Source organism: Paenibacillus sp. J23TS9, assembly GCF_018403225.1.
Taxonomy (GTDB): Bacteria; Bacillota; Bacilli; order Paenibacillales; family Paenibacillaceae; genus Paenibacillus_AQ.
This window is the reverse complement of record NZ_BOSG01000001.1, coordinates 3,153,979-3,169,378: the sequence shown is the minus strand read 5'-3', so window position 1 is coordinate 3,169,378 and position 15,400 is coordinate 3,153,979. Positions and strand designations below refer to the sequence as shown.

Sequence of the window (15,400 nt, the reverse complement as noted above, 5' to 3'; positions counted from 1 at the left end):
AGAAAGAATTAATAATAGCTTTATGCTTTCTTGCAGTACATGATGCCGATGGTTTTGGGACCACAGTGACTGGATATAACGCAGCCTGCGGTTGAAATTGCCACTTCACTCGCATTGGTATTTTCCTGAAGCAGCTTTTGCAGATATTTGGCTTCATCCTCAGCAAAGGAATGGACGACAATGATCAGATCATTATCCATCAGGTCATTTTTCTCGAGGGCATTCTGAAGCATCTGATTCATTGCTTTCTCTTTTTTGCCTCGTACTTTGTAGGCAGGTATCATTTTTCCGTCAATAACCTTGATGACCGGGCGGATATTTAATAGACTTCCCAGCAAATTCTGTACGCCGGAACAGCGTCCGCCTTTATAAAGGTATTCGAGCGTGTCGATAACAAACTCCGTTTCAACCTGTGGACGAACGGTCTCCAGCATGCTGACAATCGAATCTAAGCCCTTGCCTTCACTGGCAGCATGAACTGCTTTCATGACAAGCAGGCCTATAGCGCTGGACAGGTTGCGGGAATCGACGACACGGATTGAAGCATCCGGATATTCAGCTGCAGCAATCAACGCATTCTGGTAGGTAGCGGATAGCTCAGAGGACAAGCTGATGTACAAAATTGAATCTCCCTGCAGGATATGTGGCTCAAATGCAGCCATAAAATCCGCGGGAGAAGGGGCAGCAGTCTTAGGCAGGCTTCCGTTTTGGGCTACTCGTTCATACAGCTCGGCCGTTGTGATATCTACTCCGTCTCGCAACTGCTCGTCCCCAAACACGACATACAGCGGAATGATTCCGATCTCATACCGGTCGACCCATTGCTTCGGCAGATCGCTGGTGCTGTCCGTGAAAACTTTAAGATTTGGCATGAACATCTCCCTTAAACGTATGTTGCTTTTAGGTCAGAATGTATTCGTTCTGATTGGATATTACTTTAATGGATAATTAATTTTCTGACAAGCGGGAAAACGGAAGTGGCACTTATAAAAGAAAAACAGCCCGCATATGTCTATCGTACAAGGTGTACGAGTCTTCATGCAGGCTGACATAGTCATATGTTTTTTTCGCCGAGCTATTCCTTTTTTACATACAATATACCGATTGTTTTTGCTCCGCAGTGGGAGGAGATGACGCAGCCGGCATCCGAGACGGCCACCTCGCGGGCACGGGTCTTTTCTTCTAGAATGTGTTTCAGCTTTCGGGCATCCTCTTCAGCGAGGGAATGGGTCACAAAGATAAGATCATTGTCCATGTGATCCCGCTTTTCCAAGGCATTGCTCAGCATTTGCTCCAGTGCCTTTTCCCTTTTGCCGCGGACCTTATAGGCCGGAGTCATTTTGCCGTCGATCACTTTAATGACCGGGCGGATTTTGAGCAGGCTGCCGACCAGATTTTGCATTCCTGAGCAGCGTCCACCCTTATACAAATAGTCCAGGGAGTCAATGACGAATTCCGTTTCAACAAGCGGCTTGATATGCTCAATCAAAGCAGCGATTTCCTGTGGAGACATTCCTTGCTCTGCTGCCTTGACGGCTTTCATGACCTGAAGTCCAATACCCGTGGATAAGTTCAGTGAATCGATTACCGTTATTTTTCCTTTCGGAAATTCTTCCGCGGCAATCACCGCATTCTGATATGTGGAGGAAAGCTCCGACGACAGGCTGATGTATACGATATCCCGGCCTTCTTCTATAGAAGGGGAAAAGGCCTGTATAAAGTCCGCTGGAGAAGGTGCGGCAGTCTTCGGCAGGCTGCCTGTTTTGTCCACCTCAGCATATAGCTGCGGAGTTGTGATATCCAATCCATCCTTGTAGGTCTTATCGCCAAAGGTTACATATAGAGGTATAAGTCCAATATCATAATCCCGAAGCCATTCCCGGGGCAGATCGCAGGTGCTGTCGGCAAAAACTTTAACCTTGGACATATCTATCCCCTTCCAGCTCTAAGCATCAGAATGACAAACATCAGACCAAAGCTTAAAATAATTACCGTATTCAGAGCTAGTCCAAGGATCGCGAAGATTTTTTTACGGTTTCGGAGCACTGTGCCTATAATTCCCAGGACAATGCCAATAATATTGGCGGCGAACAATCCGATCAGAATGATGGTAATAATCGTGACGCCAGTCGTGGAGCTATCCGACCATGAAAGGCCTTCTCCATTCAGACTGGAAGAAAATATGGCTCCCATCGCACCCACGCTAATGATATAAGCCAGCATCGATACGAGACTGATAATAAATGAAGCAATCCCGGGGCCGGAATGTCGTTTAATCTGCGGCGAATGCTGGGGAGGCTGTTGTGATTCCATGGTTATGTCTCTCCTTACCAAAATGAAATATGTATGGTTATTACTCTTCCATATTATGAATCAAAAATCAAGCTGAATGGATGCTTCATAAAGCGTTCACAGAGCGTTCACAGTGGAAAATGATATACTGTATAGGGTAATATGAATGACAGAATAGACAAACGAGATGACAGGATAGGAGTGATAAGTCTTGCAGCGTAAATTTATGATTATTGGTTCATTGATGGCCATGCTTTCCGTGGTGATCGGTGCTTTTGGAGCCCATTTACTAGAGCCGATTATAGGCGAGTCATCGATGAAGGTGTATGAAACCGGAGTTCAGTACCATATGGTGCATGCACTCGGAATCATATTCGTTGCCATCGCTGCCGGATTCTGGGGAGATTCGAGGAAACTGGCTTGGGCTGGCTGGCTCTTGTTCGCCGGTATTATTTTGTTCTCTGGCAGCTTGTATCTATTGGCCATTACAGGAATCAAGCCTTTAGGTATTATTACCCCGTTTGGCGGCGTGGCTTTCATAATCGGCTGGATTTGCCTGATGGCTGAAGCCATTTCAAAAAAGAAAAAGTAATCATTAAAAAGCCCTTGCCTGTCCTTTTCTCGGACGACAAGGGCTTTGATCGTATTAAACGACTTCAATGATTTCATTAAGCTTGAATGAATATACCTGCTTCTCATCCACATGATAAACGTTCAGCAGCTGATTGATTTCGTCAAAATTCAAAATACGACAGGGCATGCTGGATGGTTGTCCGCCGCGGTTTGCTGTCAAACGGATTAGCCGGTTATCATGAATGCAGTCCGTGATCCATTCATGCAGCTGGGAGCTGTATTCAGTGGTGTTAATCTTTTTCTCAGCGGGGGAGCTGGTGCTTGCGGCCGGTTGTTCAGTCTTTGCCTTCAGTTTAGTTCTATAATCAGATAAAGGCGATGGCGTTACCGTAGAAGCGCCCGATTTGTTAATTAGAGATTTCCTTTTAACCTGCAGCATGGACTCGATAAGCTGTCCAAGTTCCATTCCTGATTTAATCCGGAAATCAGCGATATTTTCATTTTCATTTAGCATTTCAATTATAGCCTGCAGAGCGAGTGCGTTCGAGCGGCTTTTAACCAGAATATCTACATTGAATAAATATCCAGAATCTTCATTAGATTGTTTGTTTTCCATAAATCCCCCAGCCTATACCATGTGCAAAAAAATAAGTCTTGAACTTTATAAATCATATCATGAACATGTAATGCTGGATAGTCCTAATGTCGGAGTGAAGCATAACTTTATTCCTAGAAAAAGGTTCTATTTTTATCCCTCGTTGCATACACGCTGAGCCCCTAGCAGGAATACACATATTCAGAACACTTTATCCAAAGAGGGAGGTGTGAGCCTATGGTGACTATGGAGCCCATTCCGGTTGGAGAACATACGCTTGTCGGAGTGGAGGTGAAGCTGCCCAAGACTACATTACTGACAATCAGTACCTCGCGTGGGTATATCATGTGCGGGGCACTTGATGTAGGACTTTTGAATGACCGCCTGGGCGACCGTAAAATTATTGCCGGCAGGGCGGTAGGTGTAAAGACACTGAAGGAACTGCTGGAGGCGCCGCTCGAATCTGTAACTATGGAAGCAGCCGTTCTTGGAATCACCCCGGGAATGCCCGGATATGAAGCACTTCTTAAAATGCTGTAATTGGCTCCAGATGGACATATGATTGAGCCTGCGTTTTCAACAAAACCTAACAACCCAGTCCCTGCAGGGACTGGGTTTCTTCTAGTTGAATCATAGAACCGCGTCTTGGAATGATGAAAAGCGAAGCTTTCGAATAAGGCTGAGCTTGTTTGACAATGATACTTTTATCACTGCAGCTGTGTTCTGCAATATGGAATACTAAATTCAGATTGCAATCGCCAATTTCCTGATCCTTCAGCTTTGCATCTGCCGGAAAACGACCGGGATTATACCGCTAACAGGTTGAAGTTATTCACTCTGATGTCACATGTATGGATTTCCATGAAGATTGGGATGCGTTTTTGTTTCGTACCAAGGTGTACAGGGTAAAATATAAACAGAGCCCCTGAGGCGGTTAAGACCGCTGATTGAAGCCACTTAATGCATAATTTCAGAACGGTCTACAGATGGCCAGTTCTTACTATTAGAGAAAAGGAAGGGATTAAACAATGGCTAAAACAACATCTAAATCCAAAACAACAACACTCGAACAAATATTGAACCAGCAAGTTGCAAACTTGAATGTACTTTACGTGAAAATCCATAACTTCCACTGGTATGTAAAAGGGGAGCATTTCTTCACGCTGCATGTGAAATTTGAAGAGCTCTATGATGATATCACCCTGAAAATGGATGAAGTAGCTGAACGCCTTCTCACCATTAAAGGCAGTCCTGCCGCAACGATGAAGGAATATCTGGAACTGGCTACCATTCAAGAAGCTTCCGGTAAGGAAGATGCGCGTAAGATGGTACAAACCCTGATCGAGGACTTTGCAACCGTCTCTGAGGAAATGCATGAAGGCATTCATCTGGCGGAGGAAGCAGGAGATCATCCAACAGGAGATTTGTTCATTAAAATTAAAAATGATCTTGAAAAGCATATGTGGATGCTGCGCTCTTATCTGGGATAAGAAGCAGCGCTTATTTACCGGATAGCTGAAAAGGAACACCAAAGCGGGTGCGCCGGTCTTTTTCCGGAGCGCCTTTTGGTGTGAAACGTTGCTATCTGATGACCGGTGTTTCTTAAACGAGAAAATCGAGGCAAGAATCGGCATCATGTACTGGAAGCAGGGATACGGACTCATTCCTCATCATTATCCTGATACATACGGTGTGATCTTATGTTCTAAGTTCATTCTTTTGTGCTGAGCGCCTTCACCGGTTTTGAAAGGGTCCGCTTCATGGTTGCTGTATAAAAAAATTAATGAAATGTTATTTCCTTTATATGGTCTATGCGTAAGCCAATATTTAAGCACGGAAGGATATTGAATAAGCCAGCTGGTGACGAGCAAAAGAAATGCCGGTACCGGATGATGCGCAAATATCCCCGAAAAAGTGCAGGTTTCAGCAAGCATGACAGTTATGGGAATAGGAGAGTACCCATATTAAAGCAGACTCGGCTTTTCGTAAGCTGAGCCTGCTTTCTTCATTTATTTAAATTCTTGCAAGCAGGGGCGGTTGATATGAGCCTGACTTTATTATAGAATTAGTGATAATCAATGAGAATCAATTTAGATTTATTTTAAATTGATAATTATGATTGCTTGAAATCAGGGTAGGTCATCCCTGTTTAAATAGACTTTCTGATTTCGGTAAATCAAAAAACGGAGGGAATAACGTATATGGCTACTCACTTTACCATTGAAGGACTTAAGGCGGAAATTGAAGGCAAAGAAATTCTCAAAGGAATTAATTTGGAGATGAAAGGCGGAGAAATTCACGCCATCATGGGACCTAACGGTACCGGTAAAAGTACCCTCGCTTCAGCGCTTATGGGTCATCCTAAATATGAAGTAACTGAAGGCAGTGTTACGTTGAACGGAGAAGACGTTCTGGAAATGGCTGTCGACGAGCGCGCTCGCGCAGGTCTATTCCTCGCTATGCAGTATCCAAGCGAGATCACGGGCGTGACAAACTCTGACTTTATGCGTAGCGCCATCAACGCCCGCCGCGAAGAAGGACAGGAAATCTCCCTGATTCGTTTTATTCGTCAAATGGAAACAAAAATGAAAGAACTGGACATGAATCCCGAATTTGCACACCGTTATTTGAACGAGGGCTTCTCCGGCGGTGAGAAAAAACGGAATGAAATTTTGCAAATGATGATGATTGAACCCAACATCGTAGTATTGGATGAAATCGACTCCGGTCTGGACATCGATGCTCTCAAAATCGTTGCCAACGGCGTAAACACAATGCGTAGCGAGGATCGCGGGTTCCTTATTATTACCCACTATCAGCGCCTGCTTAACTACGTTAAACCGGACTTCGTCCATGTAATGATGCAGGGCCGTATCGTTAAATCCGGTGGTCCTGAGCTTGCTGAACGTCTGGAAGCAGAAGGTTATGACTGGGTTAAAGAAGAGCTTGGCATTGAAGATGAGACTGTAGGTCAAGAAGCGTAAAAAAACGGAAGGAGGAAAACATTATGACAACACAAACCATTCTTCCGGTTAACGCTGAAGGCTTGAGTCAATTGTCCAAACAAAGACAAGAACCAACCTGGCTTACGGAAAATCGTCTCAAAGCATTGGAGCTTGCTGCAAGTCTTGAACTGCCTAAGCTCGAAAAAATGAGAATTGAGCGTTGGGATATCCAAAATTACGGAAGCTCCAAGGAGAGTGGAAGTATTTCATCCCTGACGGAGGTTCCTGCCTCCATTCAAGAACTGGTGAAGGATCAGGAATCCGGAAGCCTGATTATCCAGCGCAACTCCGGTGTGATATACACCAAACTGGCTTCTGAACTGGCTGAGCAGGGTGTGATTTTCACAGATCTGAATACGGCCATTAAAGAGCATGAGGAGCTTGTTAAAGCTCATTTGCATACGGCAGTTACAGCGGATGAGCATTCCGTTGCCGCATTGCATGCCGCACTTTGGAACGGAGGCATCTTCCTCTATGTTCCGAAAAATGTAGCAGTATCGATGCCTCTGCAGGCTGTACTGCTGACCGACGATGAAGAGGCGACCTTTGCCCCGCATATCCTTATCGTCGCTGACACGAACAGCTCTGTCACATATGTAGATAACTACGTGTCCGGCGATAGCACAAAACCCGTTACTCATAACGGAGCGGTTGAGATTTTTGCGAAGTCCGGTGCGAAGGTGCGTTATGCAACCATTCACCAAATGGGAACGAATGTAACGGATCTGAGCTACCGCCGAGCTGTAATCGACAATGATTCATCCATGGAATGGATCGTCGGTGAAATGAACAGCGGCGACACCATGAGCGATACGTATACGATTCTAAAAGGAAACGGTTCGACTTCCGATTCCAAGATTATCGCAGTCGGCTCTGGCTCTCAGAAGCTGAACTACACGACTCGTGCGAACCACTTTGGTAAATCTTCAGAAAGCCAAATGATCACCCGTGCAGTGATGCGCGAAGAAGCAACGGCGATCATCAACGGTATTACGAAGATTGAAAAGGGTGCAACGAAATCCGATGGCCAGCAAACGGAAAAGGTGCTCATGCTGAGCCCTAAAGCCCGTGGTGACGCGAACCCGATTCTGCTCATCGATGAAGATGATGTAAAAGCAGGCCACGCAGCATCGGTTGGTCAGGTCAATCAGGAACAGATTTACTACCTGATGTCCCGTGGTATCTCCCGCGAGGTTGCCGAATCACTCATTATCTATGGCTTCTTGGCCCCTGTCGTTTCCCAAATCCCGCTGGAGGGCCTCCAAAAGCAACTGCAGGCTGTCATTGAAGGGAAGCTGGGACAATGAATAACGCCATTCGCGAGCAGTTTCCGATTCTGAAGCAGGAAATCAACGGTCATCCTCTGGTATATCTGGACAGCGCTGCGACTTCGCAGAAGCCGCTGGCCGTGATTGAAGCGCTGCGCCATTATTATGAATATGATAATGCGAACGTGCACCGTGGTGTGCATACGCTCGGCAGCCGTGCTACCGATGCTTATGAGGGCGCACGCGAAAAAGTGGCGAAGTTCATTCATGCAAAGAGTACCAAGGAAATTATTTTTACACGCGGAACGACGACAGCGCTGAATATGGTTGCTTCGTCATACGCACGCTCCGTACTGGCAGAAGGTGATGAAATTATCCTGACACCAATGGAGCATCATAGTAATCTCATTCCATGGCAACAGGTGGCAAAAGTCACCGGTGCCGTGCTCAAATATGTTAAACTACAAGAAGACGGTTCGGTTACCTTATCTGAAGTTGAGAAAGTGATATCGGACAAAACGAAGATTGTATCCATGGCTTACGTTTCCAATGTTATGGGTGTCATCAATCCGGTGAAGGAAGTTGCGGCTCTCGCACACCGGCATGGTGCCGTAATGGTGGTTGACGGAGCTCAAAGCACCCCGCACATGAAGGTGGATATGCAGGATCTGGATTGCGATTTCTATGCTCTTTCAGGTCATAAAATGTGCGGACCTACCGGCATTGGTGTGCTGTACGGCAAAAAAGAGCTGCTTGAATCCATGGAACCCGTGGAATTTGGCGGCGAAATGATTGACGATGTAGGTCTTTACGACTCCACCTGGAAGGAACTTCCATGGAAGTTTGAGGGCGGTACCCCTATTATTGCGGGGGCCGTCGGGCTGGGAGCTGCGATTGATTTTCTCGAAAGCATCGGAATGGATGCCATTGAAGCGCATGAGCATGAACTGGCTTCCTATGCAGTAAGCCGTTTGTCCGAGATTGAGGGACTCAAGCTTTATGGACCGCGTGAGCGTAAAGTGGGCTTGGTGACATTTAATCTGGGTGATGTTCATCCGCATGATGTGGCAACCGTCCTGGATGCCAGCGGCATCGCCATCCGTGCGGGACATCACTGCTGCCAGCCGCTGATGCGCTGGCTGGAGGCAAGTTCAACGGCCCGTGCAAGCTTTTATCTGTATAATACCAAAGAAGATGTGGACCGTCTGATCAGCGCATTAATCCAGACAAAGGAGTATTTTGGCTAATGCAACTTGATGACTTGTACCGGCGCGTGATTATGGATCATTACAAAAATCCGCGCAACCGGGGTAAATTCGAAGACGGAACCGTTACGGTGGATCTGAACAATCCGACCTGCGGCGACAAGATATCGCTGCAGCTCAAGGTGGATAATGGAATCGTACAGGATGCCAAATATACTGGTGAGGGCTGCTCCATCAGCATGTCTTCCGCTTCAATGATGACCGAAGCCATTAAAGGCAAGACGGTTGAGGAAGCACAGGATATGGCAACCCGTTTCTCCTCGCTGATGCAAGGTGAAGACGTCCAATTTGACGATTACGAGGATATTGAAGCTCTGTCCGGAGTTAACAAGTTCCCTGCCCGCATCAAATGCGCCACCTTGGCGTGGAATGCACTGCGGAAAGGAATTGACGAGGATCAGCATAATCATAAATGATAGGGAGGTTCAAACCCATGGCTAAAAAGGCTCCTGATATTGAAGAATACAAATACGGGTTCCGCGACGAACACAAAGCGGTTTTCCAAACGGGCAAAGGTTTGACCCGTGAAATTGTCACCGAAATTTCCAAAATCAAAAACGAACCGGAATGGATGTTGGAATTCCGGTTGAAGTCTCTGGAGCAATTCGAGAAAATGCCAATGCCTAAATGGGGCGGCGATCTCGACGAGCTGGACTTTAACGATATCCAGTACTACGTAAGACCTTCTGAGAAGCAAGGTAAGACTTGGGAAGAGGTTCCTTCCGAAATCAAAGAAACCTTTGATAAGCTTGGTATTCCGGAAGCGGAGCAAAAGTTCCTCGCTGGTGTATCTGCTCAGTACGAGTCCGAAGTTGTATATCATAATATGCAAAAGGATCTTGAGGACCAAGGCGTTATCTTTACGGATACCGACACGGCGCTCAGAGAGCATCCTGAAATTTTGAGAGAGTATTTTGCGACGGTGGTTCCGCCATCCGATAACAAATTCGCAGCTCTGAACAGTGCAGTTTGGTCCGGAGGAAGCTTTATCTATGTTCCTAAAGGCGTGAAATGCGAAATTCCGCTGCAAGCCTATTTCCGGATTAACTCCGAGAACATGGGACAATTCGAACGTACACTCATCATTGCAGACGAAGGCAGCTTCGTTCACTATGTTGAGGGCTGTACCGCTCCGATTTACAGCACGAACTCGCTGCACAGCGCGGTTGTTGAGATCATTTGTAAAAAGGATGCACGCGTTCGTTATACAACGATCCAAAACTGGGCACCTAACATTTACAATCTCGTGACCAAACGTGCCGTTGCCGAAGAAAATGCAACCATGGAGTGGGTTGACGGTAACATCGGCTCCAAGCTGACCATGAAATATCCTGCGGTCCTGCTCAAAGGACGCGGCGCGAAAGGCATGGTATTGTCGATCGCAGTTGCAGGTAAAGGCCAGCATCAGGATGCCGGTGCGAAAATGATCCACCTGGCACCAGATACAACTTCAACGATCGTTTCGAAATCTATCAGTAAGCATGGCGGTAAAGTAACATACCGCGGTCTGGCTTCCTTCGGACGCAATGCGGAAGGCGCGAAAGCCAACATTAAATGCGATACGCTGATTCTTGATAATGAATCCACTTCGGATACCATTCCTTACAACGAGATCAAGAATGACAACATCGTTCTTGAACACGAAGCAACGGTTTCGAAAGTATCCGAGGATCAACTGTTCTACCTCATGAGCCGTGGTTTGAGCGAAGCGGAAGCAACGCAAATGATCGTTATGGGCTTCATCGAGCCGTTCACGAAAGAACTGCCGATGGAATATGCGGTAGAAATGAACCGCTTGATCAAATTCGAAATGGAAGGAAGTATCGGTTAACCTTAGTTATATTAGGTTTCCGGATTCCTTCAAGAGCTTAACCTTGCAAATACGTGTCTGTTGCGGCTCATGCACTCCGGTGTACTAGTCGCACGGACGCGTTTTTTATTCGACAAAAAACGACCGCTTCCCGGTATATCTACCAGAAGTCGGTCGTTTCGTGTTTTATAACCATATTTATTCACATCATTCAAGATATCGATATCTGGTCAAATCAACCGGGATATGTCATTAGAAAACGATAAAATTATAAAAAGATCTGCTCAATACCAATGTTTGCTTCGGAAGACAGGTCGACAAAGCGGTCTTCCGTTTTGACTAATGGACGAAAGAAGTCGGCCGGGTTGGTCATAACAATGGTGCCTGTTTCTCCAGTTGAGAGAATTACATGTTTGCCGATGAAGTTAGGCAACATGTGGCGAATAAATGCCTGGGTTGCATTGGCGCTCAGCTTGCCGAAGCTCATACTGTGCAGTTCACGCATGACTGTGAGTAATTCCTGTTTGGACTGATAAACGCGGTTCATGCTCATCGCGCTGAATACATCAGCCACGGCGGTAATCCGTGAGAATGGATGAATTTCCTTTTTGTCGATTGCATGGGGATATCCGCTGCCGTCATCACGTTCATGATGCTGCAGGGCAACCAGTGCAGGGATGGAATCTATTGTGGAGGCTCGGATGATGTCATGTCCGTATATCGTATGTCGTTTCATTTCTTCGAACTCTTCTGGAGTAAGCTTGCCTGGTTTGTTTAACAGGCTCCCCGGGATTTGACACTTGCCGATGTCGTGAAGATAGCCAGCTCTGCCTGCTTCGTAGGCTTCCTCTTTGGAGAATCCAAGCCAGGATGCAATGTAATAGGATAGAATGCCCACCTGCATCGAGTGGTTGTATGTATAATCATCATTCTGATCAATGCAGAGCATGAGAGACACAATGTCTTTATGTTCCTTCAATTGATCGACCAGGGGCTCCATGATATCGTCTACCACGGTTTCATTAAAGCGGCCGGTTGCTAACGCTTCCAAATACATGGACTCAAATCCGTCTACGGCTTGCTCAAGGAAAGGTTTGGTTTTATGTAAAAGCTCATGCTGCTGTGTGTGAATCTTAGTGATCTCAAGCTGATAAACAGCAGGCTCAATGTCCGCATAGTCCACACCGTGCTGCATCAGCTTTCTGATCCCTACTTCATTCAGTTCCGTTCCTTTTTGCAAAACGTGAAGACCCAGTTCATTAAAAGTATCGGCCAGCAGTCGGTCGCCTGGTTTTAAGTCTGTGACATGCACTTTCAAGCAATAAGTCACTCCATTTCTTCAAAATTCGACATCTGTTATCAACTATCATATCAAGAAAAAAATGGATTGACAATGCCAATATTCCCAGAGCTACAGCCTTACAGTTGGGTCCCATGGCCCCTTTTGATGGCCCTTCCATTCCGAACCATCGTCCCAAATCTCCTTTTTCCAAATCGGGACGGATTGTTTCAGCTTTTCAATGGCATACCGGCTGGCTTCATAACAATCATCACGGTGCCCTGTAGAGATCGCAATGATCACGCTGGTCTCCATAATGTCCACCTTACCGATCCGGTGTGAAATCGCGCATAAGGTGCCAGGCCAGCGGGTATCAATATCTTTACCGATAGCTTCTAATTGGGAAAGCGCCATGGGGATGTAGGCTTCATATTCAAGATGCACTGTGCGCTGTTCACCTGTCATTTCTCGAGTGGTACCAACGAAAGAGAGGGTGGCTCCGTGATTGGGATCCAGCACTTTGGACGTCACATCATCAATAGATAATGGCTGGTCAGTAATACAGTAGCGGCCGTCCGCAGACAGGACATGGACGGATGCTTGTCCGTCGCCTCCGGAAACAGGAGGAATAAGGGCGATTTCTGCATTTTCCGTAATAAGGTAGTCCCCTGGAGCATACTCCTGATTTACGGCTACAAAAGAAACGGAGATCTGCGAGGCAGCCTCCGGATAGGATATGGACAGCGCTATTTTCAGTTCATCAGCAGTAATTTCAGACTTTGGAACCGAATAGGAAAGAACGGATGTCTGCAAACGTTCTGCAAGACCCGCGAATAATTGAATGCGAAGAAGCATATTTTTCACCTCGAACATGGATGTTAGTCTCTTCAATATACCATATCCGCCTTGAAAATGTTATGCTTATGCCCTAGAGGCCAGCTTGTGATTTGGCCCAATTGCACCCGGGAAGAAAGGGAGGACTTTAGCAATGCAGAGGAACCAGCCTAAATCTAAATCCATTACCATATTGCATACAAATGACATCCACAGCCATTTTGAAAAGGTGAGTTCCATTGCAGCACTGATTGCCAGCGAGCGAGATGCGGAAGGTGAATGTCCTCTGCTGCTGGTGGATATCGGAGATCACATGGATCGGACGGCTATGGAAACAGAAGGTACGATGGGCGGGGCTAACGTCGATATTTTGAATTTAACCGGCTATGACGTGATTACAATAGGCAACAATGAAGGACTAACGCTGACGCCTGAAGATCTGAGCAATGCTTATGCAGGGCTTCTGGCGCAGGTGGTATGCTGCAATATTATAGAGGAAGCTACTGATACTCCCCCGCATTGGATGAAGAAACATACGATCATCGAAAAAGGAAAGATCAAAATTGGTATCACGGGGGCTACAGCTCCGTTTGCTGCATTCTATGAGCTGCTGGGCCTTATGGCATTAGAGCCGGAAGCTGCAATCAAACGGGAAGTTGAAGAGCTTCGTCCCCATGTGGATATTGTGATCGTATTGTCTCATCTCGGGCTTGCGACCGATCAACGGCTTGCAGAGCATCTTCAGGGCATTGATGTAATCCTGGGCGGCCATACCCATCATCTGCTTGAAGAGCCGCTTCTGATTGGCAATACGGCGGTTTGCGCAGCAGGCAAGTTTGGCAGCTATGTCGGTAAAATACGGATGGAGCAGCAATCTGACGGGAGCTTCCGTGTCACGGAGGGGAACTGCATGCCCGTAGATACAAGTATTCTGGATGAAATAGTCAGCGGCGCACTGGAAGGACATCGTATGCATGCCGCCGAGGCGTTGAGCGAGACCGTAGCGGTTACGGACCGAACGCTACCTCTGAGTTATACGGAGGAATCCCCGTTTGGGAACTTGTTGGCGCAGGCCGTAAGGAGATATACGAAGACCGATATCTCGATTGTGAACACGGGACAACTTCTAGGTGAGCTGCCGCAGGGAGGCATTTCAGCTGGAATGCTGCACATGTTGTGTCCGTCACCGATTAATGCCTGTGTCGTCAAGCTAAAAGGGCAGGATATTCGTCATTCCCTTGAGCAAAGCCTGCTCTCCGAATACTGGAGCCGTGAGATCAGGGGCTTTGGCTTCCGCGGTGAAATCCTGGGAAATCTAGCGGTTGATGGCTTGCAAGTCTTGTATGATGTAGGCCGTATCCCTTATGATAGGATTGTCCAAATTTCATTCATGGGAGAGCCGCTGGAGGACGAACAAGAATACGAGGTTGGAACGCTTGACATGTTCACTTTTGGCATTGGCTATGAGCGTATTGCTTTGGGACAAAGTCCCAAGTTTATGCTGCCTGACTTTCTGCGTGATCTGCTGCGCCTGGAGCTTCAGCATCCGGGAAGTCTTGACCAAAGTGAGCAGTGCAGATGGGAGATATCCCATTAAAATTTCCTGGGGGAGGAAGAAATGGATACAATTACGGCGGTCATATTAGGGATAGTGGAGGGAATTACGGAATTTATTCCGGTTTCTTCAACCGGTCATATGATTCTGACATCAAAGCTGCTTGGCTACAATGACCAGGATCCGACCATGAAAACCTTCGAGGTGGTCATTCAGCTAGGCGCGATTCTTGCAATCGCATTGGTATACTGGCGGCGCATACTCGATTTATTGGGTATCAAAAGGATCAATTCAGCACCAAACAGTATCATTCCGACCAAGCGTCTGAATCTGCTGCATGTCATCATTGGTATCGCACCTGCACTCATTGTTGCGTTTTTCGCCAGGGACTTTATCAAAAGCCTATTCAGTGCAAGCACTGTTATTTGGGCATTGATAGCCGGTGGTGTGTTTATGATCTTTGCGGAATGGTTTAATAAATCTAAAGCTAGAATTACAGCCGAAACCATGGATGATCTGAGCTACAAGCAGGTTTTTCTCATCGGTATATACCAAATTCTTTCCGTACTGTGGCCAGGATTTTCACGCTCAGGATCAACCATTTCCGGCGGAATGCTGTCTGGAGCAAGCTACAAGGCATCGGCGGATTTTTCATTTTTGATTGCCATTCCAATTATGGTTGCAGCTTCAGGATATGAGATGCTGGATTCTTATAAAAACTTGACTAGTGATACGCTGGGATTGTTTGCCATTGGATTCATTTTGGCTTTCGTCGTTGCTTATATTGTCGTGATTATATTTATGAAATTGATCCAAAGAATAAGACTTACCCATTTTGCAGTATACCGGTTCATTTTGGCCATCGTTTTTTGGCTCTTCATTATGCGGTAATTCCGATTTTTGCCTGGCCAAGGAAGGCTAGCA

16 protein-coding genes and 1 pseudogene are annotated in these 15,400 nt (G+C 46.5%); 10 read left to right on the top strand and 7 right to left on the bottom strand.

Features of this window, described 5'->3' with window-relative positions; all coding sequences use genetic code 11:
• Positions 1-20 precede the first annotated feature (20 nt).
• From KJS65_RS14855 to KJS65_RS14845, 3 genes are all read right to left on the bottom strand, one after another.
• Positions 21-872, bottom strand: a complete 852-nt coding sequence (locus KJS65_RS14855; protein ID WP_213650463.1) for a DegV family protein — start codon at positions 870-872, stop codon at positions 21-23.
• Between the two features lie 203 nt (positions 873-1,075).
• Positions 1,076-1,927, bottom strand: a complete 852-nt coding sequence (locus KJS65_RS14850) for a DegV family protein (RefSeq protein WP_213650462.1) — start codon at positions 1,925-1,927, stop codon at positions 1,076-1,078.
• A 2-nt stretch (positions 1,928-1,929) separates the two neighbouring features.
• Positions 1,930-2,313: a hypothetical protein gene (locus tag KJS65_RS14845; RefSeq protein WP_213650461.1), complete on the bottom strand. Its 384-nt coding sequence runs from the start codon at positions 2,311-2,313 to the stop codon at positions 1,930-1,932.
• Positions 2,314-2,503: 190 nt separating this feature from the next.
• On the opposite strand from KJS65_RS14845, the gene KJS65_RS14840 reads away from it, so the two are divergent.
• Positions 2,504-2,884, top strand: a complete 381-nt coding sequence (locus tag KJS65_RS14840; RefSeq protein WP_213650460.1) for a DUF423 domain-containing protein — start codon at positions 2,504-2,506, stop codon at positions 2,882-2,884.
• A 54-nt stretch (positions 2,885-2,938) separates the two neighbouring features.
• Here KJS65_RS14840 and KJS65_RS14835 read toward each other — a convergent pair whose 3' ends face one another.
• Positions 2,939-3,481, bottom strand: coding sequence for a YolD-like family protein (locus tag KJS65_RS14835; protein ID WP_213650459.1), 543 nt, complete (start codon positions 3,479-3,481; stop codon positions 2,939-2,941).
• 216 nt (positions 3,482-3,697) lie between these two features.
• Here KJS65_RS14835 and KJS65_RS14830 point away from each other — a divergent pair, with 216 nt between their 5' ends.
• Positions 3,698-4,000, top strand: coding sequence for a YunC family protein (locus KJS65_RS14830; RefSeq protein WP_213650458.1), 303 nt, complete (start codon positions 3,698-3,700; stop codon positions 3,998-4,000).
• A gap of 127 nt (positions 4,001-4,127) precedes the next feature.
• On the opposite strand, the pseudogene mtnK reads toward KJS65_RS14830, so the two are convergent.
• Positions 4,128-4,265: pseudogene (mtnK, locus tag KJS65_RS29865) on the bottom strand (S-methyl-5-thioribose kinase); the annotation flags it as partial.
• A gap of 223 nt (positions 4,266-4,488) precedes the next feature.
• On the opposite strand from mtnK, the gene KJS65_RS14825 reads away from it, so the two are divergent.
• From KJS65_RS14825 to sufB, 6 genes are all read left to right on the top strand, one after another.
• Complete coding sequence (locus KJS65_RS14825; protein ID WP_213650457.1) at positions 4,489-4,950, top strand: Dps family protein; 462 nt, start codon at positions 4,489-4,491, stop codon at positions 4,948-4,950.
• Between the two features lie 711 nt (positions 4,951-5,661).
• On the top strand, positions 5,662-6,444 hold the full coding sequence (gene sufC / locus KJS65_RS14820) for a Fe-S cluster assembly ATPase SufC (RefSeq protein WP_213650456.1): 783 nt from the start codon (positions 5,662-5,664) through the stop codon (positions 6,442-6,444).
• 23 nt (positions 6,445-6,467) lie between these two features.
• On the top strand, positions 6,468-7,772 hold the full coding sequence (sufD, locus tag KJS65_RS14815) for a Fe-S cluster assembly protein SufD (protein WP_213650455.1): 1,305 nt from the start codon (positions 6,468-6,470) through the stop codon (positions 7,770-7,772).
• Positions 7,769-8,980: a cysteine desulfurase gene (locus KJS65_RS14810; protein WP_213650454.1), complete on the top strand. Its 1,212-nt coding sequence runs from the start codon at positions 7,769-7,771 to the stop codon at positions 8,978-8,980. Before sufD ends, KJS65_RS14810 begins: the two co-directional genes overlap by 4 nt.
• Positions 8,980-9,414: a Fe-S cluster assembly sulfur transfer protein SufU gene (gene sufU / locus KJS65_RS14805; protein ID WP_136604142.1), complete on the top strand. Its 435-nt coding sequence runs from the start codon at positions 8,980-8,982 to the stop codon at positions 9,412-9,414. Before KJS65_RS14810 ends, sufU begins: the two co-directional genes overlap by 1 nt.
• A 17-nt stretch (positions 9,415-9,431) precedes the next feature.
• Complete coding sequence (sufB, locus tag KJS65_RS14800) at positions 9,432-10,829, top strand: Fe-S cluster assembly protein SufB (RefSeq protein ID WP_213650453.1); 1,398 nt, start codon at positions 9,432-9,434, stop codon at positions 10,827-10,829.
• A gap of 247 nt (positions 10,830-11,076) precedes the next feature.
• On the opposite strand, the gene KJS65_RS14795 is transcribed toward sufB, so the two are convergent.
• Together KJS65_RS14795 and KJS65_RS14790 are read right to left on the bottom strand one after the other, a co-directional pair.
• Entirely contained in the window at positions 11,077-12,126 is a 1,050-nt protein-coding gene (locus KJS65_RS14795) for an HD-GYP domain-containing protein (RefSeq protein WP_213650452.1), read from the bottom strand.
• A 93-nt stretch (positions 12,127-12,219) separates the two neighbouring features.
• Positions 12,220-12,942, bottom strand: coding sequence for a molybdenum cofactor biosynthesis protein MoaE (locus tag KJS65_RS14790; protein WP_213650831.1), 723 nt, complete (start codon positions 12,940-12,942; stop codon positions 12,220-12,222).
• 133 nt (positions 12,943-13,075) lie between these two features.
• Here KJS65_RS14790 and KJS65_RS14785 point away from each other — a divergent pair, with 133 nt between their 5' ends.
• Both KJS65_RS14785 and KJS65_RS14780 read left to right on the top strand, forming a co-directional pair.
• Positions 13,076-14,518 (top strand): bifunctional metallophosphatase/5'-nucleotidase, encoded by a 1,443-nt coding sequence (locus KJS65_RS14785; protein ID WP_213650451.1) that lies wholly within the window; start codon positions 13,076-13,078, stop codon positions 14,516-14,518.
• A gap of 21 nt (positions 14,519-14,539) precedes the next feature.
• Positions 14,540-15,367, top strand: coding sequence for an undecaprenyl-diphosphate phosphatase (locus tag KJS65_RS14780; protein ID WP_213650450.1), 828 nt, complete (start codon positions 14,540-14,542; stop codon positions 15,365-15,367).
• Positions 15,368-15,400: the final 33 nt, after the last annotated feature.

What these genes read in the sequence shown, in the direction of transcription:
- KJS65_RS14855 (WP_213650463.1), bottom strand. Translation starts at nt 872, where the DNA reads ATGCCAAATCTTAAAGTTTTCACGGACAGCACCAGCGATCTGCCGAAG.
- KJS65_RS14850 (WP_213650462.1), bottom strand. Translation starts at nt 1,927, where the DNA reads ATGTCCAAGGTTAAAGTTTTTGCCGACAGCACCTGCGATCTGCCCCGG.
- KJS65_RS14845 (WP_213650461.1), bottom strand. Translation starts at nt 2,313, where the DNA reads ATGGAATCACAACAGCCTCCCCAGCATTCGCCGCAGATTAAACGACAT.
- KJS65_RS14835 (WP_213650459.1), bottom strand. Translation starts at nt 3,481, where the DNA reads ATGGAAAACAAACAATCTAATGAAGATTCTGGATATTTATTCAATGTA.
- KJS65_RS14830 (WP_213650458.1), top strand. Translation starts at nt 3,698, where the DNA reads ATGGTGACTATGGAGCCCATTCCGGTTGGAGAACATACGCTTGTCGGA.
- KJS65_RS14825 (WP_213650457.1), top strand. Translation starts at nt 4,489, where the DNA reads ATGGCTAAAACAACATCTAAATCCAAAACAACAACACTCGAACAAATA.
- sufC (WP_213650456.1), top strand. Translation starts at nt 5,662, where the DNA reads ATGGCTACTCACTTTACCATTGAAGGACTTAAGGCGGAAATTGAAGGC.
- sufD (WP_213650455.1), top strand. Translation starts at nt 6,468, where the DNA reads ATGACAACACAAACCATTCTTCCGGTTAACGCTGAAGGCTTGAGTCAA.
- KJS65_RS14810 (WP_213650454.1), top strand. Translation starts at nt 7,769, where the DNA reads ATGAATAACGCCATTCGCGAGCAGTTTCCGATTCTGAAGCAGGAAATC.
- sufU (WP_136604142.1), top strand. Translation starts at nt 8,980, where the DNA reads ATGCAACTTGATGACTTGTACCGGCGCGTGATTATGGATCATTACAAA.
- sufB (WP_213650453.1), top strand. Translation starts at nt 9,432, where the DNA reads ATGGCTAAAAAGGCTCCTGATATTGAAGAATACAAATACGGGTTCCGC.
- KJS65_RS14790 (WP_213650831.1), bottom strand. Translation starts at nt 12,942, where the DNA reads ATGCTTCTTCGCATTCAATTATTCGCGGGTCTTGCAGAACGTTTGCAG.
- KJS65_RS14785 (WP_213650451.1), top strand. Translation starts at nt 13,076, where the DNA reads ATGCAGAGGAACCAGCCTAAATCTAAATCCATTACCATATTGCATACA.
- KJS65_RS14780 (WP_213650450.1), top strand. Translation starts at nt 14,540, where the DNA reads ATGGATACAATTACGGCGGTCATATTAGGGATAGTGGAGGGAATTACG.